This is a genomic window from Rhodanobacter sp. FW510-R10 (assembly GCF_058781105.1).
Map to the genome: position 1 here is coordinate 1,570,472 of NZ_JBYSWL010000001.1, position 23,396 is coordinate 1,593,867.

Annotated in this window: 32 protein-coding genes; all 32 read left to right on the forward strand. The window is 62.7% G+C overall.

Annotated features, from left to right (window positions below):
• Nucleotides 1-9: 9 nt before the first annotated feature.
• Nucleotides 10-4,224 (forward strand): DNA-directed RNA polymerase subunit beta', encoded by a 4,215-nt coding sequence (gene rpoC, locus AC3WJB_RS06665; protein ID WP_492679893.1) that lies wholly within the window; start codon nt 10-12, stop codon nt 4,222-4,224.
• 171 nt (nt 4,225-4,395) lie between these two features.
• On the forward strand, nt 4,396-4,770 hold the full coding sequence (gene rpsL / locus AC3WJB_RS06670) for a 30S ribosomal protein S12 (RefSeq protein WP_492679895.1): 375 nt from the start codon (nt 4,396-4,398) through the stop codon (nt 4,768-4,770).
• Between the two features lie 69 nt (nt 4,771-4,839).
• Nucleotides 4,840-5,307, forward strand: a complete 468-nt coding sequence (rpsG, locus tag AC3WJB_RS06675; protein WP_492679897.1) for a 30S ribosomal protein S7 — start codon at nt 4,840-4,842, stop codon at nt 5,305-5,307.
• A gap of 251 nt (nt 5,308-5,558) precedes the next feature.
• Nucleotides 5,559-7,649, forward strand: a complete 2,091-nt coding sequence (gene fusA, locus AC3WJB_RS06680) for an elongation factor G (RefSeq protein WP_492679899.1) — start codon at nt 5,559-5,561, stop codon at nt 7,647-7,649.
• A 101-nt stretch (nt 7,650-7,750) separates the two neighbouring features.
• Entirely contained in the window at nt 7,751-8,941 is a 1,191-nt protein-coding gene (tuf, locus tag AC3WJB_RS06685) for an elongation factor Tu (protein ID WP_492679879.1), read from the forward strand.
• 354 nt (nt 8,942-9,295) lie between these two features.
• Nucleotides 9,296-9,613, forward strand: a complete 318-nt coding sequence (gene rpsJ, locus AC3WJB_RS06690; protein ID WP_492679901.1) for a 30S ribosomal protein S10 — start codon at nt 9,296-9,298, stop codon at nt 9,611-9,613.
• Between the two features lie 20 nt (nt 9,614-9,633).
• Complete coding sequence (gene rplC / locus AC3WJB_RS06695) at nt 9,634-10,275, forward strand: 50S ribosomal protein L3 (RefSeq protein WP_492679903.1); 642 nt, start codon at nt 9,634-9,636, stop codon at nt 10,273-10,275.
• 10 nt (nt 10,276-10,285) lie between these two features.
• Nucleotides 10,286-10,900, forward strand: a complete 615-nt coding sequence (gene rplD / locus AC3WJB_RS06700) for a 50S ribosomal protein L4 (protein WP_492679905.1) — start codon at nt 10,286-10,288, stop codon at nt 10,898-10,900.
• Nucleotides 10,897-11,190 carry a 50S ribosomal protein L23 gene (gene rplW / locus AC3WJB_RS06705; protein WP_492679907.1) on the forward strand — a complete coding sequence of 98 codons (294 nt, stop codon included), beginning with the start codon at nt 10,897-10,899 and terminating at the stop codon, nt 11,188-11,190. Before rplD ends, rplW begins: the two co-directional genes overlap by 4 nt.
• Nucleotides 11,191-11,207: 17 nt before the next feature.
• Nucleotides 11,208-12,032, forward strand: a complete 825-nt coding sequence (rplB, locus tag AC3WJB_RS06710; RefSeq protein ID WP_492679909.1) for a 50S ribosomal protein L2 — start codon at nt 11,208-11,210, stop codon at nt 12,030-12,032.
• A 12-nt stretch (nt 12,033-12,044) separates the two neighbouring features.
• Nucleotides 12,045-12,317, forward strand: a complete 273-nt coding sequence (gene rpsS / locus AC3WJB_RS06715) for a 30S ribosomal protein S19 (RefSeq protein ID WP_492679911.1) — start codon at nt 12,045-12,047, stop codon at nt 12,315-12,317.
• Entirely contained in the window at nt 12,317-12,652 is a 336-nt protein-coding gene (rplV, locus tag AC3WJB_RS06720; RefSeq protein WP_492679913.1) for a 50S ribosomal protein L22, read from the forward strand. Before rpsS ends, rplV begins: the two co-directional genes overlap by 1 nt.
• Nucleotides 12,653-12,667: 15 nt before the next feature.
• A complete protein-coding gene (rpsC, locus tag AC3WJB_RS06725) occupies nt 12,668-13,420 on the forward strand; it encodes a 30S ribosomal protein S3 (RefSeq protein ID WP_492679915.1) in 753 nt (250 codons plus the stop codon).
• A gap of 11 nt (nt 13,421-13,431) precedes the next feature.
• The gene (rplP, locus tag AC3WJB_RS06730; protein ID WP_492679917.1) at nt 13,432-13,845 is read left to right on the forward strand and encodes a 50S ribosomal protein L16; all 414 of its coding nucleotides are present in this window, start codon (nt 13,432-13,434) and stop codon (nt 13,843-13,845) included.
• On the forward strand, nt 13,845-14,039 hold the full coding sequence (rpmC, locus tag AC3WJB_RS06735; RefSeq protein WP_492679919.1) for a 50S ribosomal protein L29: 195 nt from the start codon (nt 13,845-13,847) through the stop codon (nt 14,037-14,039). The genes rplP and rpmC overlap by 1 nt, the downstream gene beginning before the upstream one ends.
• Before the next feature lie 12 nt (nt 14,040-14,051).
• Nucleotides 14,052-14,339 carry a 30S ribosomal protein S17 gene (gene rpsQ / locus AC3WJB_RS06740; RefSeq protein ID WP_492679921.1) on the forward strand — a complete coding sequence of 96 codons (288 nt, stop codon included), beginning with the start codon at nt 14,052-14,054 and terminating at the stop codon, nt 14,337-14,339.
• Nucleotides 14,340-14,354: 15 nt separating this feature from the next.
• Complete coding sequence (rplN, locus tag AC3WJB_RS06745) at nt 14,355-14,723, forward strand: 50S ribosomal protein L14 (RefSeq protein WP_492679923.1); 369 nt, start codon at nt 14,355-14,357, stop codon at nt 14,721-14,723.
• 16 nt (nt 14,724-14,739) lie between these two features.
• Entirely contained in the window at nt 14,740-15,054 is a 315-nt protein-coding gene (gene rplX / locus AC3WJB_RS06750; protein ID WP_492679925.1) for a 50S ribosomal protein L24, read from the forward strand.
• 11 nt (nt 15,055-15,065) lie between these two features.
• Complete coding sequence (gene rplE / locus AC3WJB_RS06755; RefSeq protein WP_492679927.1) at nt 15,066-15,605, forward strand: 50S ribosomal protein L5; 540 nt, start codon at nt 15,066-15,068, stop codon at nt 15,603-15,605.
• A gap of 14 nt (nt 15,606-15,619) precedes the next feature.
• A complete protein-coding gene (gene rpsN, locus AC3WJB_RS06760; protein ID WP_492679929.1) occupies nt 15,620-15,925 on the forward strand; it encodes a 30S ribosomal protein S14 in 306 nt (101 codons plus the stop codon).
• A gap of 154 nt (nt 15,926-16,079) precedes the next feature.
• Nucleotides 16,080-16,475, forward strand: a complete 396-nt coding sequence (gene rpsH / locus AC3WJB_RS06765; RefSeq protein WP_492679931.1) for a 30S ribosomal protein S8 — start codon at nt 16,080-16,082, stop codon at nt 16,473-16,475.
• Between the two features lie 10 nt (nt 16,476-16,485).
• Nucleotides 16,486-17,013: a 50S ribosomal protein L6 gene (gene rplF, locus AC3WJB_RS06770; protein ID WP_492679933.1), complete on the forward strand. Its 528-nt coding sequence runs from the start codon at nt 16,486-16,488 to the stop codon at nt 17,011-17,013.
• 103 nt (nt 17,014-17,116) lie between these two features.
• Entirely contained in the window at nt 17,117-17,470 is a 354-nt protein-coding gene (gene rplR / locus AC3WJB_RS06775) for a 50S ribosomal protein L18 (RefSeq protein WP_492679935.1), read from the forward strand.
• 128 nt (nt 17,471-17,598) lie between these two features.
• Nucleotides 17,599-18,108: a 30S ribosomal protein S5 gene (gene rpsE / locus AC3WJB_RS06780; RefSeq protein ID WP_492679937.1), complete on the forward strand. Its 510-nt coding sequence runs from the start codon at nt 17,599-17,601 to the stop codon at nt 18,106-18,108.
• The gene (gene rpmD / locus AC3WJB_RS06785; RefSeq protein ID WP_492679939.1) at nt 18,101-18,301 is read left to right on the forward strand and encodes a 50S ribosomal protein L30; all 201 of its coding nucleotides are present in this window, start codon (nt 18,101-18,103) and stop codon (nt 18,299-18,301) included. Before rpsE ends, rpmD begins: the two co-directional genes overlap by 8 nt.
• A gap of 5 nt (nt 18,302-18,306) precedes the next feature.
• Nucleotides 18,307-18,738, forward strand: coding sequence for a 50S ribosomal protein L15 (gene rplO, locus AC3WJB_RS06790; protein WP_492679941.1), 432 nt, complete (start codon nt 18,307-18,309; stop codon nt 18,736-18,738).
• Nucleotides 18,739-18,742: 4 nt separating this feature from the next.
• A complete protein-coding gene (gene secY / locus AC3WJB_RS06795; protein ID WP_492679943.1) occupies nt 18,743-20,065 on the forward strand; it encodes a preprotein translocase subunit SecY in 1,323 nt (440 codons plus the stop codon).
• 123 nt (nt 20,066-20,188) lie between these two features.
• Nucleotides 20,189-20,545 carry a 30S ribosomal protein S13 gene (gene rpsM / locus AC3WJB_RS06800; RefSeq protein ID WP_492679945.1) on the forward strand — a complete coding sequence of 119 codons (357 nt, stop codon included), beginning with the start codon at nt 20,189-20,191 and terminating at the stop codon, nt 20,543-20,545.
• Nucleotides 20,546-20,633: 88 nt separating this feature from the next.
• The gene (gene rpsK / locus AC3WJB_RS06805) at nt 20,634-21,020 is read left to right on the forward strand and encodes a 30S ribosomal protein S11 (RefSeq protein ID WP_492679947.1); all 387 of its coding nucleotides are present in this window, start codon (nt 20,634-20,636) and stop codon (nt 21,018-21,020) included.
• Nucleotides 21,021-21,276: 256 nt separating this feature from the next.
• The gene (rpsD, locus tag AC3WJB_RS06810; protein WP_492679949.1) at nt 21,277-21,903 is read left to right on the forward strand and encodes a 30S ribosomal protein S4; all 627 of its coding nucleotides are present in this window, start codon (nt 21,277-21,279) and stop codon (nt 21,901-21,903) included.
• Between the two features lie 15 nt (nt 21,904-21,918).
• Complete coding sequence (locus AC3WJB_RS06815) at nt 21,919-22,917, forward strand: DNA-directed RNA polymerase subunit alpha (RefSeq protein ID WP_492679951.1); 999 nt, start codon at nt 21,919-21,921, stop codon at nt 22,915-22,917.
• A gap of 31 nt (nt 22,918-22,948) precedes the next feature.
• A complete protein-coding gene (rplQ, locus tag AC3WJB_RS06820; RefSeq protein WP_492679953.1) occupies nt 22,949-23,332 on the forward strand; it encodes a 50S ribosomal protein L17 in 384 nt (127 codons plus the stop codon).
• Nucleotides 23,333-23,396: the final 64 nt, after the last annotated feature.

The window sequence follows — 23,396 nt, forward strand, 5'->3', positions numbered from 1 at the left end:
AGCCATGCAATGAAAGATTTGCTCAATCTGTTCAACCAGCAGCGTGCCGTGCCGGACTTCGACGCGATCAAGATCGCGCTGGCCTCGCCGGAGCTGATTCGCTCGTGGTCCTACGGCGAGGTGAAGAAGCCGGAGACGATCAACTACCGCACATTCAAGCCGGAGCGCGACGGCCTGTTCTGCGCGGCCATTTTCGGTCCGGTGAAGGACTACGAGTGCCTGTGCGGCAAGTACAAGCGCATGAAGCACCGCGGCGTGGTGTGCGAGAAGTGCGGCACCGAGGTCACCCTGGCCAAGGTGCGTCGCGAGCGCATGGGCCACATCGAGCTGGCCAGCCCGACCGCGCATATCTGGTTCCTGAAGTCGCTGCCTTCGCGCATCGGCCTGATGCTGGACATGACCCTGCGCGACATCGAGCGCATCCTGTACTTCGAGGCCTTCGTGGTCATCGATCCGGGCATGACTCCGCTGGAGCGTGGGCAGTTGCTGAGCGAAGAACAGTACCTGGAGGCGACCGAGGAGCACGGCGACGAGTTCGACGCGCGCATGGGTGCCGAAGCGGTGCGCGAACTGCTGAAGTCGCTGGACTTGCGCGCCGAAGCTGCGCGCCTGACCGAGGAGATCGCCTCGACCAAGTCCGAGACCAAGCTCAAGCGTCTGACCAAGCGGGTCAAGCTGGTGGAGGCCTTCCTGGAATCCGGCAACAAACCGGAGTGGATGGTCCTCACCGTGTTGCCGGTGCTGCCGCCGGACCTGCGCCCGCTGGTGCCGCTGGATGGCGGCCGCTTTGCCACCTCCGACCTGAACGACCTTTATCGCCGCGTCATCAACCGCAACAACCGCCTGAAGCGGCTGTTGGAGCTCAATGCGCCGGACATCATCGTGCGCAACGAAAAGCGCATGTTGCAGGAATCGGTCGATGCGCTGCTGGACAACGGCCGTCGCGGCCGGGCCATCACCGGCACCAACAAGCGCGCGCTGAAGTCGCTGGCCGACATGATCAAGGGCAAGCAGGGGCGGTTCCGTCAGAACCTGCTCGGCAAGCGCGTCGACTACTCCGGCCGCTCGGTGATTGCCGTGGGTCCGACGCTGCGCCTGCACCAGTGCGGCCTTCCCAAAAAGATGGCACTGGAGCTGTTCAAGCCCTTCATCTTCGCCAAGCTGCAGGCACGCGGCGAAGCGACCACGATCAAGGCGGCGAAGAAGCTGGTCGAACGTGAAGAGCCGATGGTTTGGGACATCCTCGAAGAGGTGATCCGCGAACATCCGGTGCTGCTCAACCGCGCGCCGACCCTGCACCGTCTCGGCATCCAGGCGTTCGAGCCCAAGCTCATCGAGGGCAAGGCGATCCGCCTGCACCCCCTGGTATGCACGGCGTTCAACGCCGACTTCGACGGCGACCAGATGGCCATCCACGTGCCGCTGTCGATCGAGGCGCAGCTGGAAGCGCGCACCCTGATGATGTCCACCAACAACATCTTGTCGCCCGCGAATGGCGAGCCGATCATCGTGCCGACCCAGGACGTGGTGCTGGGTCTGTACTACATGACCCGTGAGCTGACGAACGTGAAGGGCAGCGGCATGGTGTTTGCCGACGTGGCCGAAGTGCGCCGCGCCTACGACAACCGCGCCGTCGTGCTGCATGCCAAGATCAAGGTGCGCCTGCGCCAGGTGCACCTTGCCGAGGACGGCTCGCGCACGACGACCATCTCGCTGGTGGATACCACGGTCGGCCGCGCACTGATGATGGAGATCCTGCCGGAGGGCCTGCCGTTCGAGCTGGCCAACACCGAGCTCAACAAGCGCGCCATCTCCCGCCTGATCAACGCCAGCTACCGCCTGCTTGGGCTGAAGGACACCGTCGTGTTTGCCGACCAGCTGATGTATACCGGCTATCGGCTGGCCACGCGCTCGGGCATCTCCATTTGCGTCGACGACATGCTCATCCCGGTCGAGAAGAAGCCGATCATCGATGAGGCCGAAAAGGAAGTCGTGGAGATCCAGCAGCAGTACCAGTCCGGCTTGGTCACCGCGGGCGAGCGCTACAACAAGGTGGTGGACATCTGGTCGCGTACCAGCGAGCAGGTGGCCAAGGCCATGATCGACGGTATCGGCACCGAGAAGGTGACCGACGCCGAAGGCAAGCCGGTCAACCAGAAGTCGATGAATTCGCTCTACATCATGGCCGACTCGGGCGCGCGTGGTTCAGTGGCGCAGATCCGTCAGTTGGCCGGCATGCGCGGCCTGATGGCGCGGCCGGACGGCTCGATCATCGAGACCCCGATCAAGGCCAACTTCCGCGAAGGCCTGAACGTGCTGCAGTACTTCAACTCCACGCACGGCGCGCGCAAGGGCCTGGCGGACACGGCGTTGAAGACCGCGAACTCCGGCTACCTCACCCGCCGCCTGGTCGACGTGGCGCAGGATGTCGTGGTCACCATGGATGATTGCGGCACCACGAACGGCTTGGTCATGCAGCCCATCGTCGAAGGCGGCGACGTGGTCGAGCCACTGGGCAACCTCGTGCTCGGGCGCGTGGTGGTCGACGACGTCTACGCTCCGGGCGAGGACGACCAGCCCCTCGTGGAGGCGAACACGCTGTTGAATGAGGCGCTGGTCGAGAAGCTCGACACTGCCGGCGTGCAGATGGTCAAGGTACGTTCGCCCATCACCTGCGAGGCGCCGCATGGCGTGTGCAAGCTGTGCTACGGCCGCGACCTGGCCCGTGGCCACCTGGTCAACATGGGCGAGGCGGTCGGCGTGGTCGCCGCACAGTCCATCGGCGAGCCGGGCACCCAGCTGACCATGCGCACGTTCCACATCGGTGGTGCCGCGTCGCGTGCCGCTGCGGTGGACAACGTGGCGGTGAAGACCACCGGTACGTTGAAATACAACAACCTCAAATCCGTGCATCACAAGCAGGGCCACCTGGTGGCCGTGTCGCGGTCCGGCGAGCTGAGCGTGATCGACGCGGCCGGCCGTGAGCGCGAGCGCTACAAGATTCCCTACGGCGCCACCATTGCGGTCAAGGACGGCGCGCCAGTCAAGCAGGGCCAGACCGTGGCCAACTGGGATCCACACACCCATCCGATTGTCACCGAGGTGGCCGGTGTGGTGCGCTTCATCGATTTCCAGGATGGCGTCACCGTACAGAGCCAGATCGACGAGCTCACTGGCCTGGAATCGGCTGTGGTCATCGACCCCAAGCGACGCGGCACGCAGGCCAAGGACCTGCGACCGATCGTGCGCCTGGAAGATGCCAAGGGCAGGGAGCTGAAGCTGCCCGGAACCGACATCGCCGCGCAGTACTTCCTGCCGGCCGGTGCCATTGTCTCGATCCAGAACGGTGCCCAGGTCGGCGTCGGCGACGTGGTTGCGCGTATCCCGCAGGCTTCCTCCAAGACGCGTGACATCACTGGCGGTCTGCCGCGTGTGGCTGACTTGTTCGAGGCGCGCAAGCCGAAGGAGCCGGCGATCCTGGCCGAGCGCTCGGGCATCGTCAGCTTCGGCAAGGACACCAAGGGCAAGCAGCGCCTGGTGATCAGGGACGTGGACGGCAACGAGCACGAAGAGCTGATCCCGAAATGGCGTCAGGTGATCGTGTTCGAGGGCGAGCACGTGGAAAAGGGCGAAACCGTCGTGGATGGCGAGCCGAGCCCGCACGATATCTTGCGTCTGCTGGGTGTTGGTCCGTTGGCCTCCTACCTGGTCAAGGAGATCCAGGACGTGTATCGCCTGCAGGGCGTGAAGATCAACGACAAGCACATCGAGGCGATCATCCGCCAGATGCTGCGCAAGGTCGAGGTCACCGATCCGGGTGACAGCCATTATCTGCATGGCGAGCAGGTGGAGCGCACGCGTATCAACACCGAAAACGCGGCAGCCATTGCCAAGGGTGAGCGGCCTGCCGAGTACCAGTCGGTGTTGCTGGGCATCACCAAGGCGTCGCTGGCTACGGAGTCGTTCATCTCGGCCGCCTCGTTCCAGGAAACGACCCGCGTGCTCACCGAGGCGGCGGTGCGTGGCACCCGCGATACCTTGCGGGGCCTGAAGGAAAATGTTATTGTCGGCCGCTTGATTCCAGCGGGTACGGGGTTGGCCTATCACATGGCACGTCGCCGCCAGGATGGCTTGACCGCCGCGGAATTGGATACGCTTGCAGGCGCCACGCCGGCAGCGACCGTGGTCGAGGATCCGGTCACCCACAGCAACGATGCGGAATAGCCGGACCGGAGATTTTTCCAGTCGGGCGGGCGAGGTACACGGATGTGCCTTGTTTTCGCATACGAGACCTAGGCATTCGCTTGTTCAGCGGGTGCTGCGCATGTTAAATTCCCGCTTCTTGGCGAGCCCGATTTGATCGGGCTGCCTTTATGTTTTCAGGAACCGCTCTGCATGACCACAGTCAACCAATTGGTGCGCAAGTCGCGTAGCCCGAAGACCTACAAGAGTGGGTCGCCAGCGCTGGAAAGCAGCCCGCAGCGTCGCGGCGTCTGCACGCGCGTGTACACGACCACGCCAAAGAAGCCGAACTCAGCCTTGCGCAAGGTGGCCAAGGTGCGGCTGACCAACGGCTACGAAGTCATCAGCTATATCGGCGGTGAGGGTCACAATTTGCAGGAGCACTCGGTGGTCCTCATCCGCGGTGGCCGCGTCAAGGACCTGCCTGGTGTGCGTTATCACACCGTTCGTGGCAGCCTCGACTGCGCGGGCGTGACCAAGCGCCGCCAGTCCCGCTCAAAGTACGGCGCCAAGCGCCCGAAGAAATAATCAATTCCGCGGCCCCCGGGGTCGCTTTCCGGCGGACTTGGTTGTCCGCACAAATGACGGACAACACACATGTCGCGTAAAGGTTCACATCCCGCCCGGTTGATCTTGCCGGATCCGAAGCATGGCAGCCAGTTGATTGCGCGTTTCATCAACATGGTGATGAAGAGCGGCAAGAAGTCCGTCGCCGAGGGCATCGTCTACGGCGCCCTGTCGCACATCGGCGAAAAGCATGGCGAACCGGTCGTGCTGGTCGAGAAGGCGCTGAACAACATCGCGCCGGCGGTGGAGGTGAAGTCGCGGCGCGTGGGCGGCGCCACCTACCAGGTGCCGGTGGAAGTCCGTCCGGGCCGGCGCATGGCGCTGGCGATGCGCTGGGTGATCGACGCGGCGCGCAAGCGTGGCGAGATCTCCATGCCGCGCAAGTTGGCAGCGGAGTTGCTCGAAGCATCCGAAGGCCGCGGCGGCGCAGCCAAAAAGCGCGAGGAGACGCACCGTATGGCCGAGGCCAACAAGGCGTTCTCGCATTACCGCTGGTAATTGATTGTTGCTTGCCGTCCCCCTTGACGGCGAAGACCCAGCCCGCCATCCATGGTGGACGCGCAATCGCAAAGCCGTCCCACTGACGACGAAGATCAACGCCCGCCATCCGTGGCGGACATGTAATAACCAAAGCCGTCCTCCATGACGGCAAAGATTAAAGCCCGCCATTCGTGGCGGACATCTCAAAAAGGAAACGCGGCCCGGATGCTTGCATGACTTGCGGCTTGGGCTTCGTACAGGTAGACAACATGGCACGCACCACTCCCATCGAACGTTACCGCAACTTCGGCATCATGGCGCACATCGATGCCGGCAAGACCACGACCACGGAGCGCATCCTGTTTTACACCGGTGTCAGCCACAAGATTGGCGAGGTGCACGACGGCGCCGCGACCATGGACTGGATGGAGCAAGAGCAGGAGCGTGGCATCACGATTACCTCGGCGGCGACGACCTGCTTCTGGAAGGGTATGGACGGGACGTTTGAGCAGCACCGCTTCAATATCATCGACACCCCGGGACACGTCGACTTCACCATCGAGGTGGAGCGCTCGCTGCGCGTACTCGACGGTGCGGTGTTCGTGCTGTGTGCGGTCGGCGGCGTGCAGCCGCAGTCGGAAACGGTGTGGCGCCAAGCCAACAAGTACAAGGTGCCGCGCCTGGCCTTCGTCAACAAGATGGATCGCACCGGCGCGAACTTCGACAAGGTGGTCAGCCAGTTGAAGTCCCGTCTCGGCGCCAATCCGGTGCCGATGCAGGTGCCGATCGGCGCGGAGGACAAATTCGAGGGTGTGGTCGATCTGGTCAAGATGAAGGCGCTGTACTGGGACATGGAGTCTCAGGGCATGAAGTTCACGCATGAGGAGATTCCGACCGAGCTGAAGGATGCGTCCGAGAAGGCGCGCAATTTCATGGTCGAGGCGGCCGCGGAAACCTCTGAAGAACTGATGGACAAGTACCTTGAAAGCGGCGACCTGTCCGAGGAGGACATCCTCGCCGGCTTGCGTGCCGGTACCCTGTCGGCATCATTGATCCCGGTGTTCTGCGGTACGGCGTTCAAGAACAAGGGCGTGCAGGCCATGCTCGATGGCGTCATCGAGCTGTTGCCCTCGCCGGTCGACCGCCCGCCGGTGGCGGGGCTCGACGAGAACGAGGAAGAAGTACATCGCCAGGCCAGCGACAGCGAGCCGTTTTCCGCGCTGGCGTTCAAGATCATGACCGATCCGTTCGTCGGTTCGTTGACCTTCTTCCGCGTATATTCCGGCGTGCTCAACTCGGGCGACACGGTATACAACCCGATCAAGCTCAAGAAGGAGCGCATTGGCCGCATCCTGCAGATGCACTCCAACGACCGCCATGAGATCAAGGAAGTGCGCGCCGGCGACATCGCCGCTGCGGTCGGCCTGAAGGACGTCACCACGGGCGATACCCTGTGTGCGCAGGATCACTTGGTGACGCTCGAGCGCATGACGTTTCCCGAGCCGGTGATCGCCATGGCGGTGGAGCCGAAGACCAAGTCCGACCAGGAAAAGATGGGGATTGCCTTGGGCCGCCTGGCAGCCGAGGATCCGTCATTCCGCGTGCGCACCGACGAGGAATCCGGCCAGACGATCATTGCCGGCATGGGTGAGCTGCATTTGGACATCCTGGTTGACCGGATGCGCCGCGAGTTCAACGTCGAGGCCAATGTCGGCAAGCCCCAGGTGGCGTATCGCGAGACCATCCGCAAGCAGGTGACGGCCGACTACAAGCATGCCAAGCAATCCGGCGGCAAGGGCCAGTACGGTCACGTGGTGATCGAACTGATTCCGCAAGAGCGTGGCAAGGGCTACGAGTTTGAAAATGCCATCACTGGCGGCGCGATCCCCAAGGAGTTCATCCCTGCAGTCGACAAGGGCCTGCGCGAGACCATCACCAGCGGTCCGCTGGCCGGCTACCCGGTGGTGGACGTGAAGGTGCGTTTGATCGACGGCTCCTACCACGACGTCGACTCGTCGGAAATGGCGTTCAAGCTCGCCGCTTCCATGGCCTTCAAGGAAGGTTTTCGCAAGGCCGATCCGGTCCTGCTCGAGCCGATGATGAAGATCGAAGTGGTGACGCCCGAAGATTATATGGGTGACGTGATGGGCGACCTGAGCCGTCGGCGCGGTGTGCTGCGCGGCCAGGAGGATTCGCCTTCGGGCAAAGTGGTCGACGCCACCGTCCCGCTGGGCGAAATGTTCGGCTACGCCACGAGCCTGCGTTCGCAGACCCAGGGCCGGGCGACGTTCACCATGGAGTTCGACTACTACGCCGAGGCGCCGAACAACATCGCCGAACAGGTCATCAAGAAGGGCTAGTATTTTTTGCATTCGTTCGTGAATGCGCAGTATCAAAAAACGGCCGTCCGCGGCCGCACTTTTACAGAAAGAGTCGCACTCCCAGTCTAGAGGTTCGAGTCATGGCAAAGGGTAAATACGAACGCACGAAGCCGCATGTGAACGTGGGAACGATTGGTCACGTGGATCACGGCAAGACGACGCTGACGGCGGCGCTGACGAAGCTGGGAGCGGACCGTTTTGGCGGCGAGTTCAAGGCGTACGACCAGATCGACATGGCGCCGGAAGAGAAGGCGCGCGGGATCACGATCTCGACGTCGCACGTGGAGTATGAGTCGCCGACGCGGCACTACGCGCACGTGGACTGCCCGGGACACGCGGACTACGTGAAGAACATGATCACGGGTGCGGCGCAGATGGACGGGGCGATCCTGGTGGTGTCGGCGGCGGACGGTCCGATGCCGCAGACGCGCGAGCACATTCTGCTCAGCCGGCAGGTGGGCGTGCCGTACATCGTGGTCTACCTGAACAAGGCGGACATGGTGGATGACAAGGAGCTGCTGGAGCTGGTGGAAATGGAGGTTCGCGAGCTGCTGAGCAAGTACGAGTTTCCGGGCGACGACACGCCGATCGTGGTGGGGTCGGCGCTGAAGGCGCTGGAAGGCGACGAGAGCGAGATCGGCATCCCCTCGATCAAGAAGCTGGTGGATGTGCTGGACAGCTACATTCCCGAGCCGGTGCGTGCGGTGGACAAGCCGTTCCTGATGCCGGTGGAAGACGTGTTCTCGATCTCGGGGCGCGGCACGGTGGTGACGGGGCGCATCGAGCGCGGCGTGATCAAGGTGGGCGACGAAGTCGAGGTGGTGGGAATCCGCGACACGCAGAAGACGACGGTGACGGGCGTGGAGATGTTCCGCAAGCTGCTGGACCAGGGACAGGCAGGCGACAACGCGGGCCTGCTGCTGCGCGGGCTGAAGCGGGACGACGTGGAGCGTGGTCAGGTGTTGGCCAAGCCGGGCACGATCCACCCGCACACGGACTTCGAGGCGGAGGTGTATGTGCTCTCGAAGGACGAGGGTGGCCGGCACACGCCGTTCTTCAAGGGCTACCGGCCGCAGTTCTACTTCCGCACGACGGACGTGACTGGCGCGGTGACGTTGCCGGAGGGCGTGGAGATGGTGATGCCGGGGGACAACGTGAAGATGACGGTGAGCCTGATCCACCCGATCGCGATGGACGAGGGCTTGCGTTTCGCCATCCGCGAAGGCGGCCGCACGGTCGGCGCCGGCGTGGTTGCCAAGGTCGTCAAGTAATTCCCTCCAGGGGCTTCCTTGATCCAAGGCTTCACGCTATACTAGAAAGCTCGCTCGCCTGGGACTTCAAGACTTGGGCGGGCTTACCGCGAAATGAGGCGCCGGACGCGCTTCGAGTTCGCTGGCCATGGCAGGCCATCCCAGTGTGTCGTTGTGGGGCTCGCCCCGCGCCGTAACGCATTGCGTGATTTGCGATCTTGGTCCGGATGGGCTCGCACAGCGCCCGTTTGGACCTTTTGGTTTTTCATCAGGCTGCGGCGCGGACGGATCGGGCCGCCGCAGCATGTACGGAGCGGGGCGGCGAGAAGCCGCTGCGTTTTCAGGTCAGCGTTCTTTATCCAACAGGACACGGTTATGGCGAACCAGAAGATCCGCATTCGGCTGAAGGCCTATGATCATCGGCTGATCGACCGGTCGGCCAGTGAAATCGTCGAGACGGCCAAGCGCACAGGTGCCACCGTGCTCGGCCCCATTCCGTTGCCGACCAAGATTGAGCGCTACACGATCCTGACCTCTCCCCACGTCGACAAGGATGCACGTGACCAGTATGAGACGCGCACCCACAAGCGCGTGCTCGACATCACGATCGATCCAAACGACAACAAGACCGTGGACGCGCTCATGAAGCTCGATCTCGCCGCGGGCGTCGACGTCAAGATCAAGCTCGCTTGAGTGGCAGACAGGATACGAAGATGAGTATCGGATTGGTTGGTCGCAAATGTGGCATGAGCCGGGTCTTCACTGAAGATGGACGCTCGATTCCGGTGACGCTGATCGAGGCGACCCCGAATCGGGTGACCCAGTTGAAGACCGAAGCCAGCGACGGTTACAACGCGGTGCAGGTGACCGCCGGATCCCGGCGCGCGAACCTCCTGACCCAGCCGCTCAAGGGCCATTACGCGAAGGCGAAGGTCGAGCCGGGCCGTGGGCTGTGGGAATTCCGCGTTTCTGCCGAGGATCTTGGCAAGTACGCCGTGGGCGCCGAGATCAAGGCCGATGACGTGTTCACCGTCGGCCAGATCGTCGATGTGGCCGGGGTGTCGAAGGGCAAGGGCTTCCAGGGCACGATCAAGCGCTGGCACTTCAAGATGGGCGACGCCACTCACGGCAACTCATTGTCGCATCGCGCGCCGGGCTCCATCGGCCAGCGCCAGACCCCGGGACGCGTGTTTCCCGGCAAGAAGATGTCCGGGCAAATGGGCGCCGTCCAGCGTTCGTCGCAAGGACTCGAGGTGGTCAAGGTCGATGTCGAACGCCACTTGATTGCCGTGAAGGGTGCTGTGCCTGGTGCCACCGGTGGCGACGTCACCATTTATGCGACGACCAAGGGTTGAGGAGCCAGTCATGGAACTGAACGTCATTGGATCGTCGTCAGCCGAGTCGGCATTGAACGTGTCGGACGAGGTGTTTGGCGGCGTGTACAAGCCGGCCTTGGTGCACCAGGTGGTGGTGGCTTATCGGGCGGCCGGCCGTGCCGGTACGCAGGCGCAATTGTCGCGTGGCGAGATGTCCGGCACCACCAAGAAATTCAAGAAGCAAAAGGGCGGCGGCGCGCGCCATGGCGACTATCGGGCGCCCATTTTCGTCGGCGGTGGCGTGACGTTTGCAGCCAAGCCGCGCAGCTACGAGCAGAAGGTCAACCGCAAGGCCTACCGGGGTGCGATCCGCTCCATTTTCTCCGAGTTGGTACGCCAGGACCGGTTGAAGGTCGTTCCCAGCCTGGCCGTCGAGGCGCCCAAGACGGCGTCGATGGTGGCCAAGCTGAAGGCCTGGGGCCTGTCCGGTCGCGTCCTGCTGGTGGCTCCGGATGCGGACGAAGCAGTGTATCTGTCCGCGCGCAATATCCAGTACGTGACGGTTTCCGATATCGCCGGCTTGAACCCAGTCAGCCTCGTCGGCTCGGACCACGTGGTGATGACGGTCGATGCGGTGAAGAAGGTCGAGGAGTGGTTGGCATGAGCAACGAGCGGATTCTCAACGTCCTGCGTGCGCCGCATATTTCGGAGAAATCGGCGCGCCTGGCCGAGCACAACCAGTATGTCTTCGTGGTCGCTCCCGGAGCGACCAAGGCCGATGTGAGTGCGGCGGTGGAGAGCCTGTTCGAGGTGACGGTCGAGCAGGTGAATCTCGTCAACACCAAGGGCAAGGTCAAGTCGTTCCGCTTTCGCGCGGGCAGCCGCCAGGGTCGGCGCAAGGCCTACGTGCGGCTTGCCGAAGGGCAGGCCATCGACGTCTCTGCGAAGGCCTGAGCCAGGAGTTCCAGGAAATGACATTGATTACCCATAAGCCCACTTCGCCCGGTCGCCGCGATTCGGTGAGCGTGCGCAGCGAGGAGCTGTACAAGGGCGCGCCGGTAGCGGCGCTGACCGAGGCGCAGTCCCGTACCGGCGGGCGCAACCACCACGGCCGGATCACGGTGCGTCATCGCGGTGGTGGCCACAAGCAGCACTACCGTATCGTGGATTTCAAGCGCGACAAGGAAGGTATCGCGGCGCGCGTCGAACGCATCGAGTACGACCCGAACCGCACCGCGCACCTGGCCCTGTTGTGCTACGTCGACGGCGAACGTCGCTACATTATTGCGCCCAAGGGCGTGCAGGCCGGGGACCGGTTGATGTCCGGGCGCGATGCGCCGATCAAGGCCGGCAATTGCCTGCAGCTGCGTAGCATTCCGATGGGCAGCGTCGTGCATTGCATCGAATTGCGCCCGGGCAAGGGTGCGCAGATTGCACGCAGCGCTGGCGCGTCGGTGCAACTTGTGGCACGCGAATCGGGCTATGCCACCTTGCGCCTGCGTTCGGGCGAGCTGCGCCGCGTGTCGGTGGACTGCCGCGCCACGATCGGCGAGGTCGGCAACGGCGAGCACAGCCTGAAGAAGCTCGGCAAGGCTGGGGTGAAGCGCTGGATGGGCATCCGCCCGACGGTACGTGGCGTGGTCATGAACCCGGTGGATCACCCGCATGGCGGCGGCGAGGGCAAGACTTCGGGCGGCCGGCATCCGGTCAGCCCATGGGGTACGCCAACCAAGGGCTATATCACCCGTAACAACAAGCGGACGCAGCAGTTCATCGTGCGTCGTCGTAGCAAGTAACAGGAAGCCGTCATGCCGCGTTCTCTCAAGAAAGGCCCGTTCGTCGACCTCCATCTGGCCAAGAAGGTGGAGGCCGCGGTCTCCGCCCACAACAAGCGCCCGATCAAGACCTGGTCGCGCCGCTCGATGATCGTGCCGGAAATGGTGGGCTTGACCATCGCCATCCACAACGGCCGCCAGCACGTGCCGGTGCTGATCAACGAGAACATGGTCGGGCACAAGCTTGGCGAGTTTGCGGTGACGCGCACGTTCAAGGGTCACGTCGGTGACAGGAAGGGCAAGTGATGAGCACTGAAGCGAAGGCGATTTTGCGCAGCGCCCGCATTTCGGCGCAGAAGGCACGCCTGGTGGCCGACTTGGTCCGCGGCCTGCCGGTGGGCAAGGCCAGCGACGTCCTCAATTACACGAACAAAAAGGCCGCCGTGATGGTGCGCAAGGTGCTGTTGTCCGCGGTGGCCAATGCCGAGAACAACCTTGGGGCGGATGTCGATGAACTGGTGGTTTCGCGCATCTTCGTAGACGAGGGTCCAATCTTGAAACGCATGTATGCCCGCGCCAAAGGCCGCGGTTCGCGCATTTCCAAGCGCACCAGCCACATCACCGTGGTTGTTGGCAACTGACCGGGGACATAGACGATGGGTCATAAAGTTCATCCCACCGGTATCCGCCTGGGCATCGCCAAGGACTGGAACTCGAAGTGGTATGCGAACAAGCGCGAATATGCCGAGTACCTGGTGGCCGACATCAAGGTGCGCCAGATGCTCAAGGAGAAGTTGGCGCAGGCCGGCATTTCCAAGATCCTGATCGAGCGCCCGGCCAAGACGGCACGGGTGACGATTTTCACCGCCCGGCCGGGCGTGGTGATCGGCAAGAAGGGCGAGGACATCGAGAAGCTGCGCAAGGAAGTCAGCGACATGATGGGCGTGCCCACGCACATCAACGTCAGCGAGGTGCGCAAACCCGAGCTGGACGCGCAGCTGGTCGCCGAGTCCATCGCCCAGCAGCTCGAACGCCGGATCATGTTTCGTCGCGCCATGAAGCGTGCGGTGGGCAATGCCATGCGTCTCGGCGCCCTGGGCATCAAGTTGAACGTGTCTGGCCGCTTGAACGGAGCTGAGATTGCCCGCTCCGAGTGGAGCCGCGAAGGGCGGGTGCCGCTGCATACCCTGCGCGCCGACATCGATTTCGGCCTGGCCGAGGCACGCACCACCTACGGCATCATTGGCGTCAAGGTGTGGATCAACAAGGGCGAGGTGTTCGACCTGGCGGCTGCTGCCCATGAGTCGAAGGACGAGCCAGCCGCGCAGCCCCGGCGCGACGCCGGTGAAGGCCGCCGCAGTGACGGCCGGCGTGACGGTGAAGGCCGCCGCGACCGGGCTGCGAAGTAAGGAGATTTGCCATGTTGCAGCCAAAACGCACGAAGTACCGCAAACAGTTCAAGGGTCGCAATGACGGCCTGGCGCAGTGCTCCAATCTGGTCAGCTTTGGCGAGTTCGGGCTGAAGTCTACCCAGCATGGTGCCCTCACCGCGCGGCAGATCGAGGCAGCGCGTCGCTGCATCACGCGCTTCGTCAAGCGCGGTGGCAGGCTGTGGATCCGCGTGTTTCCGGACAAGCCGGTATCCAAGAAGCCGATCGAGGTGCGCATGGGTGCGGGCAAGGGCAGCGTCGAGTTCTGGGTTGCGAATGTGCAACCCGGGCGCATGTTGTATGAAATCGAGGGCGTGCCCGAAGCCACCGCGCGCGAAGCCTTCCGCCTGGCTTCGGCCAAGCTTTCCGTACAGACCCAGTTCGTGACCAGGGCGGTGATGTGATGGCCAAGAAAGTCGACAGCCCGAGCAAGGAGCAATCGGTGGGCGAGCTGCAGCAGCAATTGCTGGACCTGCGCAAGGAGCAGTTCAACCTGCGCATGCAGAAGGGTTCGGGTCAGCTCAGCCAGCCGCATCAACTGCGCCGCGTGCGGCGCGACATCGCGCGCACGAAGTTCGTGCTCGGCGGCAAGAAGTAGAGGATGGCGGACATGAGCGCAAACAAAGCAGAAACAACGGCCGAGACGGTCGCCAAGAAGCCGCGCACCCTCGAGGGACGCGTCACCAGCAGCAAGATGGACAAGACGGTCACCGTGCTGGTGGAGCGCCAGGTGCAACACCGGTTGCTGGGCAAGACGATCCGGCGCTCGACCAAGTTGCACGCGCAGAACGACCTTGGCGCGGCCGAGGGCGATTTTGTGCGCATTGCGGAATGCCGCCCGCTGTCCAAGACCAAGCATCATCGCGTGGTCGAAGTCATTACGCGTGCCAACGGCTAAGGCGGAGATGCAACCATGATCCAGACTCAAAGCACGCTTTCGGCCGCTGACAACAGCGGCGCCAAGCAGCTCATGTGCATCAAGGTCCTTGGCGGTTCCAAGCGCCGGTATGCGCGCATCGGTGACGTCATCAAGGTGGCGATCAAGGACGCGATCCCGCGCGGCAAGGTCAAGAAGGGCGAGGTCTACAACGCCGTGGTGGTGCGCACCGCCCAGGGCGTGCGTCGCCCCGATGGTTCGTTGATCCGTTTCGACGACAACGCGGCGGTGCTCCTCAACAACAAGCTCGAGCCGGTCGGCACGCGCATCTTTGGACCGGTGACGCGCGAGCTGCGCAGCGAACGGTTCATGAAGATCGTGTCGCTCGCGCCCGAAGTACTTTGAGCGGGGTCCAGCAGACATGAATCGTATCCGCAAGGGTGACCACGTCGTCGTGATCGCCGGCAAGAACAAGGGTCAGCGCGGCGACGTGCTGCGGGTTGAGGGCGACCGCGTGGTCGTTTCCAACGTGAATCTGGTGAAGCGGCATACCAAGCCGAACCCTCAGGCAGACCAGGCAGGCGGGATCGTCGAACGCGAAGCGTCGATCCATCTCTCCAACGTATTGCTGTTCAACCCCGCCACGAACAAGGGTGGACGCGTCGGCACCAAAACGCTCGAGGATGGGCGCAAGGTCCGCGTGTTCCGTTCGAATGGCGAGGTCGTGGACGCGTAAGGACTATGACGATGACGCGCCTTCAGGCTTATTACAAAAATGAAGTTGTGGCCAAGCTCACCAAGCAGTTTGGCTACGCTAACGTGATGCAGGTGCCGCGCATCACCAAGATCACGCTCAACATGGGTGTGGGCGAGGCCGCGGCGAACAAGAAGGTGCTGGAAAACGCAGTTGCCGACATGGCCAAGCTGTCCGGGCAAAAGCCGGTCACCACCAAGGCGCGGCTTTCTGTGGCCTCGTTCAAGATCCGCGAGGGTTGGCCCATTGGCTGCAAGGTCACCCTGCGTCGTGCGCAGATGTTCGAATTCCTGGATCGGCTGATCAACATTTCCTTGCCGCGGGTGCGGGACTTCCGCGGCGTGTCGGGACGCTCATTCGATGGTCGCGGCAACTTCAATTTCGGTGTCGCCGAACAGATCATCTTCCCGGAGATCGATTTCGACCAGGTCGATGCGGTGCGCGGCATGAACATCTCGATCTCCACCACGGCAAAGACCGACGAGGAAGCCAAGGCGCTGCTGGCAGCCTTCAGCTTTCCGTTCAGGAACTGACAGGCGAATAACATATGGCCAAGAAATCCATGGTGAACCGCGACCTCAAGCGGGCCAAGATGATCCAGAAGTACGCGGCCAAGCGCGCAGCCTTGAAGGCAACCGTGCTCAGCCCGGCTTCTTCCTACGAGGAAAAGCTTGCTGCGCAGGATGCCCTGCAGAAGCTGCCACGTGACGCGAGTCCGGTGCGCTTTTCGACGCGTTGTGCCCTGACCGGCCGGCCGCGCGCGGTGTACGCAAAGTTCGGCCTGGGTCGCAACAAGCTGCGCGAGGCGACGATGCGCGGCGATGTTCCAGGGTTGCGCAAGGCCAGTTGGTGACGTTGCTGCTGGCGCACCGTTGCAGGCAGCGGTGATGTGTCTCCGGTTTTACTGATACAATGGACGGTCTGCCCGGGACGAAAGTCTGCTGCAGGCCCACAATTCAAATGATTTCCGGTTTTACTGGATATCGGTGCACTCAGAAGGATTCCTCATGAGCATGACTGATCCCATCGCCGACCTGTTTACGCGCGTGCGCAACGCCCAGGCCATGGGCAAGCCCAGCGTACGCATGCCGTCGTCGAAGTTGAAGGTGGCGATTGCCAACCTCCTCAAGAACGAGGGCTACATCCTCGACGCCCAGGCGGCGACGGTGGATGGCAAATCGGTACTCGAGATCAAGCTGAAGTATTTCGACGGGCAACCGGCGATCGAGAAGATCGTGCGTGTCAGCCGCTCCGGGCTGCGCGTGTATCGAGGCAAGAACGGGCTGCCCAAGGTGCTGGGTGGACTGGGGATCTCCATCATCTCGACCTCTGCCGGGTTGCTGACTGACGCGCAGGCCAGGGCCCGTGGCCTGGGCGGCGAAGTTATCGGCCAAGTGGCGTAAGGAGCCTTCGATGTCGCGTGTCGCAAAACAACCTGTCCGGCTCCCCAAGGGTGTCACCCTCAGCGTCGATGCCGACGGCATTGCGGTGAAGGGTGCCAAGGGCTCGCTTTCGATACATCATTTGCCGGGAGTGACCGTGTCCACTGAGGACGGCGTGGCCCGGGTGCACCTGGCAGAAGGTACGGACGACCGCTTTGGCGGTACCGCGCGAGCGTTGCTGGCGAATATGGTGCACGGCGTTACTTCCGGTTACGAGCGCAAGCTGGTGCTGGTTGGCGTTGGTTATCGCGCTTCCATGCAGGGCAAGGCGCTGGCGCTGAATCTCGGCTTTTCCCACCCGGTGACCTTCGATGCCCCGGCTGGCATCAGCATCGAGACTCCGTCGCAGACGGAGATCCTGGTCAAGGGCGCCGACAAGCAGGCGGTTGGGCAGGTGGCAGCAAAGATTCGCGGCCTGCGTCCGCCCGAGCCATACAAGGGCAAGGGTGTACGTTACGCGGATGAGAACATCACGTTGAAGGAAGCCAAGAAGGCATGATGCGCGGTTCCTGCGCGGAAGACCGGCCATCCGAGGCCGGACTCTACGAAAGAGCAGGAGCAGTTCGCTTATCCAGGTCGATCCGCTTTCCAGGAACAGACAGATGAACAAAAACGAGTCCCGACTGCGCCGTGCCAAAGCTACGCGCTCCCGCATCCGCCAGTTGGCGGTGCCGCGGTTGTCCGTGCATCGCAGTGGGCAACACATTTATGCGCAGGTTTTCGACGCCGCAGGCGCCCATGTGCTGGCTGCCGCCTCGACCTTGCAGAAATCCGTGGCCGAAGGTATCACCGGTACGCGCAACATCGCGGCCGCGGCGGCGGTGGGCAAGGCGGTTGCCGAGCGTGCGCTGGCGGCCGGGGTGACGGCGGTGGCGTTCGATCGTTCCGGGTACCGTTACCACGGCCGGGTCAAGGCACTGGCCGACGCCGCGCGCGAGGCCGGGCTGAAATTCTGAACTGGCGCGAGGAATCGGCGCCCGGTGCGCCAGCCGCGGCTGGGGACCTTACGTGATGTGGCACACAACTTCGAGCGGCTTGGCCGCAGGCAAACGCCCCGGTTCATTCCGGCATATGGATAAAGCACATGGCTTCTAGTGATCGCGAAAATTCGGATGGCATGCTGGAAAAGCTGATTGCCGTCAACCGGGTGGCCAAGACCGTCAAAGGTGGCCGCCAGATGAGCTTCACCGCATTGACCGTGGTGGGCGATGGCGCCGGCAAGGTCGGACTGGGATATGGCAAGGCGCGCGAGGTGCCGGTAGCTATTTCCAAGGCCATGGAACGTGCGCGCCGCCAGTTGGTCGATGTGCAGCTGAACAACGGTACGCTGTGGTACCCGGTCAAGGCCAATCATGGTGCGGCGCACGTCTACATGCAGCCGGCATCTGAAGGTACCGGCGTGATTGCCGGCGGTGCCATGCGTGCGGTGCTCGAAGTGGTCGGAGTCAAGGACGTCCTGGCCAAGGCGGTCGGTTCGCGCAATCCAATCAACCTGGTGCGGGCCACGATCAAGGGTTTGCAGGCGGTTGCCTCGCCCGCGAAGATCGCAGCCAAGCGCGGCAAGACGGTCGAGGAGGTCATGGGCAATGGCTAAGGCAGCAACAGCGGCAAGGCCAACCATACGCGTGCGGCTGGTCAAGAGCCTGCGCGGCACGCAGGCACGTCATCGCCTGAGCGTCAAGGCCTTGGGCTTGAACAAGATAAATGACGTGCGTGAATTGGTTGACAGCCCGCAGGTCCGTGGGTTGATCAACACCGTGTACTACCTCGTACGGGTTGAGGAATAGCCATCATGCGATTGAACGACATCCAGCCAAACGACGGTGCGAACCAAAAGCGCAAGCGCGTCGCGCGCGGCGTGGGTTCGGGCCTGGGCAAGACCGCCGGCCGGGGCCACAAGGGCCAGCATGCGCGTGCCGGTGGTACCCACAAATTTGGCTTCGAGGGCGGCCAGATGCCGCTCAACCGGCGTCTGCCGAAAGTTGGCTTCCGCTCCAAGCTCAAGGCACAAAGCCAGGAGGTGTTCCTGTACCAGCTGGCCGGCCTGAAGGACGCGGTGATTACCCTGGACGTGCTGCGCGCAGCCGGCTTGGTGGATGGGCAGGCGCGCAAGGTCAAGGTGGTGCTGCAGGGATCGATTGGCCGCGCGGTGAAGCTGTCAGGCCTGTTGGCCACGGCCGGCGCCAAGGCGGCGATCGAGGCCGCCGGCGGCAGCGTGGAGTAGGACGGTGGCCGCAGGCAAGGACAATACGCTGGGCAAGTTGGGCAAGCTGACGGAGCTGCGTCAGCGCCTTGTCTTCGTGGTCCTGTCGTTGGTCGTGTTTCGCCTGGGTTCGTTCATCCCGGTGCCCGGTGTGAATCCCGAGGCGATGAGCAACCTGGTCAACGGCAACGGCCTGATGGACATGTTCAACATGTTTTCGGGCGGTGCGCTGGAGCGCTTCTCGGTCTTTGCACTGGGCGTGATCCCGTACATCTCGGCCTCCATCGTGTTCCAGATGATGGGTGCCGTGGTGCCGAGCCTGATGGCCTTGCGCAAGGAAGGCGAAGCCGGCAAGCGCAAGATGACCATGTACACGCGCTATGCCACGGTCGGCTTGGCCTTGGTGCAGTCGTTCGGGATCGCCGCCGCCCTGCAGGGCCAGGTCGCGGCCGGTGGCGCGCCAGTGGTCTACACCCCAGGGCCCGGCTTCATTTTGTCTGCGGTCATCGGCCTGACGGCGGGCACCATGCTCCTGACCTGGATCGGCGAGCAGATGACCGAGCGCGGCGTCGGCAACGGCATTTCGCTGCTGATCTTCGCCGGCATCATTGCCGGCCTTCCCGGAGCCGTGGTGCAGACGCTAGGCATGGCAAACAACGGCGAGCTGTCCCTGCTCAAGCTGCTGATGGTTTTTGGTGCGGCGCTGGCGGTGACCGCGTTCGTGGTGTTTGTCGAGCGTGCGCAGCGGCGGATCACGGTCAACTATGCCAGGCGCTCGGGTGGGCAGAAGGCGTACATGAACCAGACCTCCAGCTTGCCGCTGAAGATCAACATGTCGGGCGTCATCCCGCCAATTTTTGCTTCCAGCCTGCTGATGTTCCCGGCGACGGCGGTGACCTGGTTCAGTACCGGTAGCCCGTCGCGGTGGATGCAGGAAGTCACCCAGCAATTGACCCCAGGGCAGCCGTTCTACGAGATGATTTCCGCGGCCCTGGTGTTTGGGTTCGCGTTTTTCTACACCGCGATCGTGTTCAATGCCGAAGAGACGGCGGACAACTTGAAGCGTTCGGGCGCGTTGATTCCCGGTATCCGTCCAGGCAAGGCCACGGGGGCGTATGTCGATGCGGTCATGACCCGACTGACCCTGGTGGGCGCGATTTACCTGGTTGCGGTGTGCGCGATCCCGTCGTTCATGCAGGGCTATTGGCACGTGCCGTTTTATTTCGGTGGTACCTCATTGCTGATCGTGGTGGTCGTGGTGATGGATTTCACTGCGCAGATCCAGGCGCATCTGGTGAGCCACCAGTACGAAAGTTTGTTGAAAAAGGCCAATCTGCGCCGCAGCTGAGCAAGCTGCGGGCATTGACCGTGGGCGGGCCGGGGTTGCCGGGTCGCGCTACTTCCCTGTCACGGGGATTCACGTTACACTTGCGCGTTTACCGCGCGAGCTAGGTATTCGGAGAGCTACGTCATGGCGCGCATCGCAGGTGTCAATTTGCCGGTCCAGAAGCAGGTGTGGGTCGGCCTGCAAAGCATTTATGGCATCGGCCGCAGCCATGCCAAGCGGATTTGCGCCGAGGCTGGCGTGGCCCCCGAGACCCAGATCAAGGCGCTGAGCGAAGGCGAAGTCGAGAAGCTGCGTCGCGAGATCGGCAAGTATACGGTCGAGGGTGACTTGCGCCGCGAGGTCGGCATGGCGGTCAAGCGTTTGATGGACCTGGGTTGCTACCGCGGCCTGCGCCACCGTCGTGGCCTGCCGGTGCGTGGTCAGCGCACGCGCACGAATGCGCGGACCCGCAAGGGCCCCCGTCGCGCCATCAAGAAGTAAGCGATTGAACTAGTGCGATCATCCGTGATCGCGAAGATCAAAAGGCGGCCATCGGTGGTCGCACTGATTTCCAAGAGCCCCAAAAATTATGGCGAATCCGGTCAAAACCAAGAAGAAAGTCAAACGTGTGGTCACCGATGCCGTGGCCCATGTGCAGGCATCCTTCAACAACACCATCGTGACCATTACCGACCGGCAGGGCAATGCCTTGTCCTGGGCGACGGCTGGCGGCGCCGGCTTTCGTGGCTCGCGCAAATCCACGCCGTTTGCCGCACAGGTGGCGGCGGAAAAGGCCGGGCGCGCCGCCGGCGATTACGGCATCAAGACGGTGGAAGTACGGATCAAGGGCCCGGGCCCCGGGCGTGAATCCGCGGTACGCTCGTTGAATGCGCTGGGGCTGAAGGTGCTTAACATCATCGACGTCACCCCGATTCCGCACAACGGTTGCCGGCCCCCGAAGAAGCGGCGGGTGTAAGTGCGGTCAGTACTGATCGCGTGGATCAAAGAACCGTCATTCTTCGCGGAAATTAGTGAATGCGATCATCCTTGATTGCTTGAATCAAAATCCCGCCATCCATGACGGAAATTAATAAATGCGATCGATCCCTGATCGCGTGGATCAAAAACCCGCCATCCTGGGCGGACTTTTCAAGTTTTAGCGATCATCCGTGATCGCGTGGATCAAAAACCCGCCATCCTTGGCGGACTTTTCAAAAAGGCAGAGATCAACCATGGCACGTTATCGTGGAGCCACTTGCAAACTTGCCCGACGTGAAGGCGCGGACCTCAGCCTGAAAAGTCCGGCGCGCGCGCTGGATTCGAAGTGCAAGTTGGAAAACAAGCCCGGCCAACATGGCGTGAACAAGCGCATGCGCATGTCCGACTATGCCGTGCAGTTGCGCGAGAAACAAAAGGTCAAGCGCATCTATGGCGTGTTGGAGCGGCAGTTCGGCAATTACTACACCAAGGCGACCACGCTCAAGGGCAATACCGGCGAGAACCTGCTGCGTCTGCTGGAGAGCCGTCTGGACAACGTTGTGTATCGCATGGGCTTTGCGGTCACGCGCGCGCAGGCGCGGCAACTCGTGTCGCACAACGCGGTGCTGGTGAACGGCAGGAAGGTGGACATTCCCTCCTACCAGATCCGGCCCGGCGATGCCGTGTCCTTGACCGAGCGCGCGCGGGCGCAGCTGCGGGTACAGGAAGCGGCGACCATTTTCGACACGATGGACCTGCGCCCGATGTGGGTCGAAGTCGATACCAAGAAATTTGAGGGTACGTTCAAGTCGATGCCGGATCGTGCCGACTTGCCTTCCGACATCAATGAGGCATTGATCGTCGAGCTGTACTCGAAGTAATTACGGGAGCTCTGCATGGCAGTTTCATCTACAAGTGTGTTGCGGCCGCGTGGCCTCAACGTCGAGCAGCTCGGGGCCAACCATGCCAAGATCGTGGTCGAGCCGCTGGAGCGCGGGTTTGGCCACACGCTGGGCAACGCGCTGCGGCGCGTGATGTTGTCCTCGATTCCTGGCAGTGCCATCGTCGAGGTCGAGATCGATGGTGTGCTGCACGAGTACACAACGCTGGAAGGGCTGCAGGAAGACGTCATCGACGTCCTGCTCAACCTCAAGGGCGTGGCCATTCGCCAGCACACCGGCGACGAGGTGACGCTGACCCTGTCACGCAAGGGCAAGGGCGTGGTTACGGCCGGGGACATCGTCCTCGATCACTCGGTGGAGATCATCAACCCCGAGCACGTGATCTGCCATCTGACCAAGGACATCACGCTCAATATGCGCCTCAAGGTGCGGCGTGGCGTCGGCTACCAGCCGGCGAGCGCCCGCGTGCATCCGGAGGACGAGACCCGGCCAATCGGGCGCCTGCAGTTGGACGCTTCGTTTGCGCCAGTGTTGCGCGTCGCGTACGAAGTGGACGCGGCCCGCGTTGAGCAGCGCACGAACCTCGACAAGTTGGTGCTGGATATCGAGACCAACGGCACGATTGGCGCGGAAGATGCCGTGCGCAAGGCAGCCGAGATCATCAACGACCAACTGACCGTGTTCGGCGACTTCTCGCGACGCGAGGCGGACGCCACCGAGGCTGAGCAGAGCGGATTCGATCCGCTGTTGTTGCGCCCGATCGACGACCTGGAGCTCACCGTGCGCTCGGCCAACTGCCTGAAGGCCGAGAGCATCTATTACATCGGCGACCTGGTGCAGAAGACCGAGGTGGAGTTGCTCAAGACCCCGAATCTCGGCAAGAAGTCGCTGACGGAAATCAAGGACGTCCTTGGTGGCCGCGGGCTTGCCCTTGGCATGAAGCTCGAGAATTGGCCGCCGCCCGGCGTTGCCAACGGCATGCAGCTAGGCTGAGTAAGCAACAGAATCAATTGGAATCAAGACCATGCGCCACCAAAAATCCGGACGCAAGCTCAATCTCACGAGTGCCCATCGGCAGGCCATGTTTCGCAACATGGCGTCGTCGCTGTTCAAGCATGAGCTGATCCGTACCACCTTGCCCAAGGCCAAGGAGCTGCGTCGGGTTGCCGAGCCCCTGATCACCCTGGCCAAGACCGACGGCGTGGCCAATCGGCGCCTGGCTTTCTCGCGCATGCGTGACAAGGAAGCGGTGGGCAAGTTGTTCATGGAGCTGGGGCCCCGTTATCGCGAACGCGGCGGTGGCTATTTGCGCATCCTGAAGTGCGGCTACCGCGTCGGCGACAATGCGCCCATGGCCTATGTCGAGTTGATTGGTCGGCCGCAGGGCGAGCAGGTCGCTGGCGAATAGTCATCGGCCAACCCCGCTTCCCGCGGGCGACCACAGCCATTTGGGGCGGGCTTGTTTGATGCCG

What these genes read in the sequence shown, in the direction of transcription:
- rpoC (WP_492679893.1), top strand. Translation starts at nt 10, where the DNA reads ATGAAAGATTTGCTCAATCTGTTCAACCAGCAGCGTGCCGTGCCGGAC.
- rpsL (WP_492679895.1), top strand. Translation starts at nt 4,396, where the DNA reads ATGACCACAGTCAACCAATTGGTGCGCAAGTCGCGTAGCCCGAAGACC.
- rpsG (WP_492679897.1), top strand. Translation starts at nt 4,840, where the DNA reads ATGTCGCGTAAAGGTTCACATCCCGCCCGGTTGATCTTGCCGGATCCG.
- fusA (WP_492679899.1), top strand. Translation starts at nt 5,559, where the DNA reads ATGGCACGCACCACTCCCATCGAACGTTACCGCAACTTCGGCATCATG.
- tuf (WP_492679879.1), top strand. Translation starts at nt 7,751, where the DNA reads ATGGCAAAGGGTAAATACGAACGCACGAAGCCGCATGTGAACGTGGGA.
- rpsJ (WP_492679901.1), top strand. Translation starts at nt 9,296, where the DNA reads ATGGCGAACCAGAAGATCCGCATTCGGCTGAAGGCCTATGATCATCGG.
- rplC (WP_492679903.1), top strand. Translation starts at nt 9,634, where the DNA reads ATGAGTATCGGATTGGTTGGTCGCAAATGTGGCATGAGCCGGGTCTTC.
- rplD (WP_492679905.1), top strand. Translation starts at nt 10,286, where the DNA reads ATGGAACTGAACGTCATTGGATCGTCGTCAGCCGAGTCGGCATTGAAC.
- rplW (WP_492679907.1), top strand. Translation starts at nt 10,897, where the DNA reads ATGAGCAACGAGCGGATTCTCAACGTCCTGCGTGCGCCGCATATTTCG.
- rplB (WP_492679909.1), top strand. Translation starts at nt 11,208, where the DNA reads ATGACATTGATTACCCATAAGCCCACTTCGCCCGGTCGCCGCGATTCG.
- rpsS (WP_492679911.1), top strand. Translation starts at nt 12,045, where the DNA reads ATGCCGCGTTCTCTCAAGAAAGGCCCGTTCGTCGACCTCCATCTGGCC.
- rplV (WP_492679913.1), top strand. Translation starts at nt 12,317, where the DNA reads ATGAGCACTGAAGCGAAGGCGATTTTGCGCAGCGCCCGCATTTCGGCG.
- rpsC (WP_492679915.1), top strand. Translation starts at nt 12,668, where the DNA reads ATGGGTCATAAAGTTCATCCCACCGGTATCCGCCTGGGCATCGCCAAG.
- rplP (WP_492679917.1), top strand. Translation starts at nt 13,432, where the DNA reads ATGTTGCAGCCAAAACGCACGAAGTACCGCAAACAGTTCAAGGGTCGC.
- rpmC (WP_492679919.1), top strand. Translation starts at nt 13,845, where the DNA reads ATGGCCAAGAAAGTCGACAGCCCGAGCAAGGAGCAATCGGTGGGCGAG.
- rpsQ (WP_492679921.1), top strand. Translation starts at nt 14,052, where the DNA reads ATGAGCGCAAACAAAGCAGAAACAACGGCCGAGACGGTCGCCAAGAAG.
- rplN (WP_492679923.1), top strand. Translation starts at nt 14,355, where the DNA reads ATGATCCAGACTCAAAGCACGCTTTCGGCCGCTGACAACAGCGGCGCC.
- rplX (WP_492679925.1), top strand. Translation starts at nt 14,740, where the DNA reads ATGAATCGTATCCGCAAGGGTGACCACGTCGTCGTGATCGCCGGCAAG.
- rplE (WP_492679927.1), top strand. Translation starts at nt 15,066, where the DNA reads ATGACGCGCCTTCAGGCTTATTACAAAAATGAAGTTGTGGCCAAGCTC.
- rpsN (WP_492679929.1), top strand. Translation starts at nt 15,620, where the DNA reads ATGGCCAAGAAATCCATGGTGAACCGCGACCTCAAGCGGGCCAAGATG.
- rpsH (WP_492679931.1), top strand. Translation starts at nt 16,080, where the DNA reads ATGAGCATGACTGATCCCATCGCCGACCTGTTTACGCGCGTGCGCAAC.
- rplF (WP_492679933.1), top strand. Translation starts at nt 16,486, where the DNA reads ATGTCGCGTGTCGCAAAACAACCTGTCCGGCTCCCCAAGGGTGTCACC.
- rplR (WP_492679935.1), top strand. Translation starts at nt 17,117, where the DNA reads ATGAACAAAAACGAGTCCCGACTGCGCCGTGCCAAAGCTACGCGCTCC.
- rpsE (WP_492679937.1), top strand. Translation starts at nt 17,599, where the DNA reads ATGGCTTCTAGTGATCGCGAAAATTCGGATGGCATGCTGGAAAAGCTG.
- rpmD (WP_492679939.1), top strand. Translation starts at nt 18,101, where the DNA reads ATGGCTAAGGCAGCAACAGCGGCAAGGCCAACCATACGCGTGCGGCTG.
- rplO (WP_492679941.1), top strand. Translation starts at nt 18,307, where the DNA reads ATGCGATTGAACGACATCCAGCCAAACGACGGTGCGAACCAAAAGCGC.
- rpsM (WP_492679945.1), top strand. Translation starts at nt 20,189, where the DNA reads ATGGCGCGCATCGCAGGTGTCAATTTGCCGGTCCAGAAGCAGGTGTGG.
- rpsK (WP_492679947.1), top strand. Translation starts at nt 20,634, where the DNA reads ATGGCGAATCCGGTCAAAACCAAGAAGAAAGTCAAACGTGTGGTCACC.
- rpsD (WP_492679949.1), top strand. Translation starts at nt 21,277, where the DNA reads ATGGCACGTTATCGTGGAGCCACTTGCAAACTTGCCCGACGTGAAGGC.
- AC3WJB_RS06815 (WP_492679951.1), top strand. Translation starts at nt 21,919, where the DNA reads ATGGCAGTTTCATCTACAAGTGTGTTGCGGCCGCGTGGCCTCAACGTC.
- rplQ (WP_492679953.1), top strand. Translation starts at nt 22,949, where the DNA reads ATGCGCCACCAAAAATCCGGACGCAAGCTCAATCTCACGAGTGCCCAT.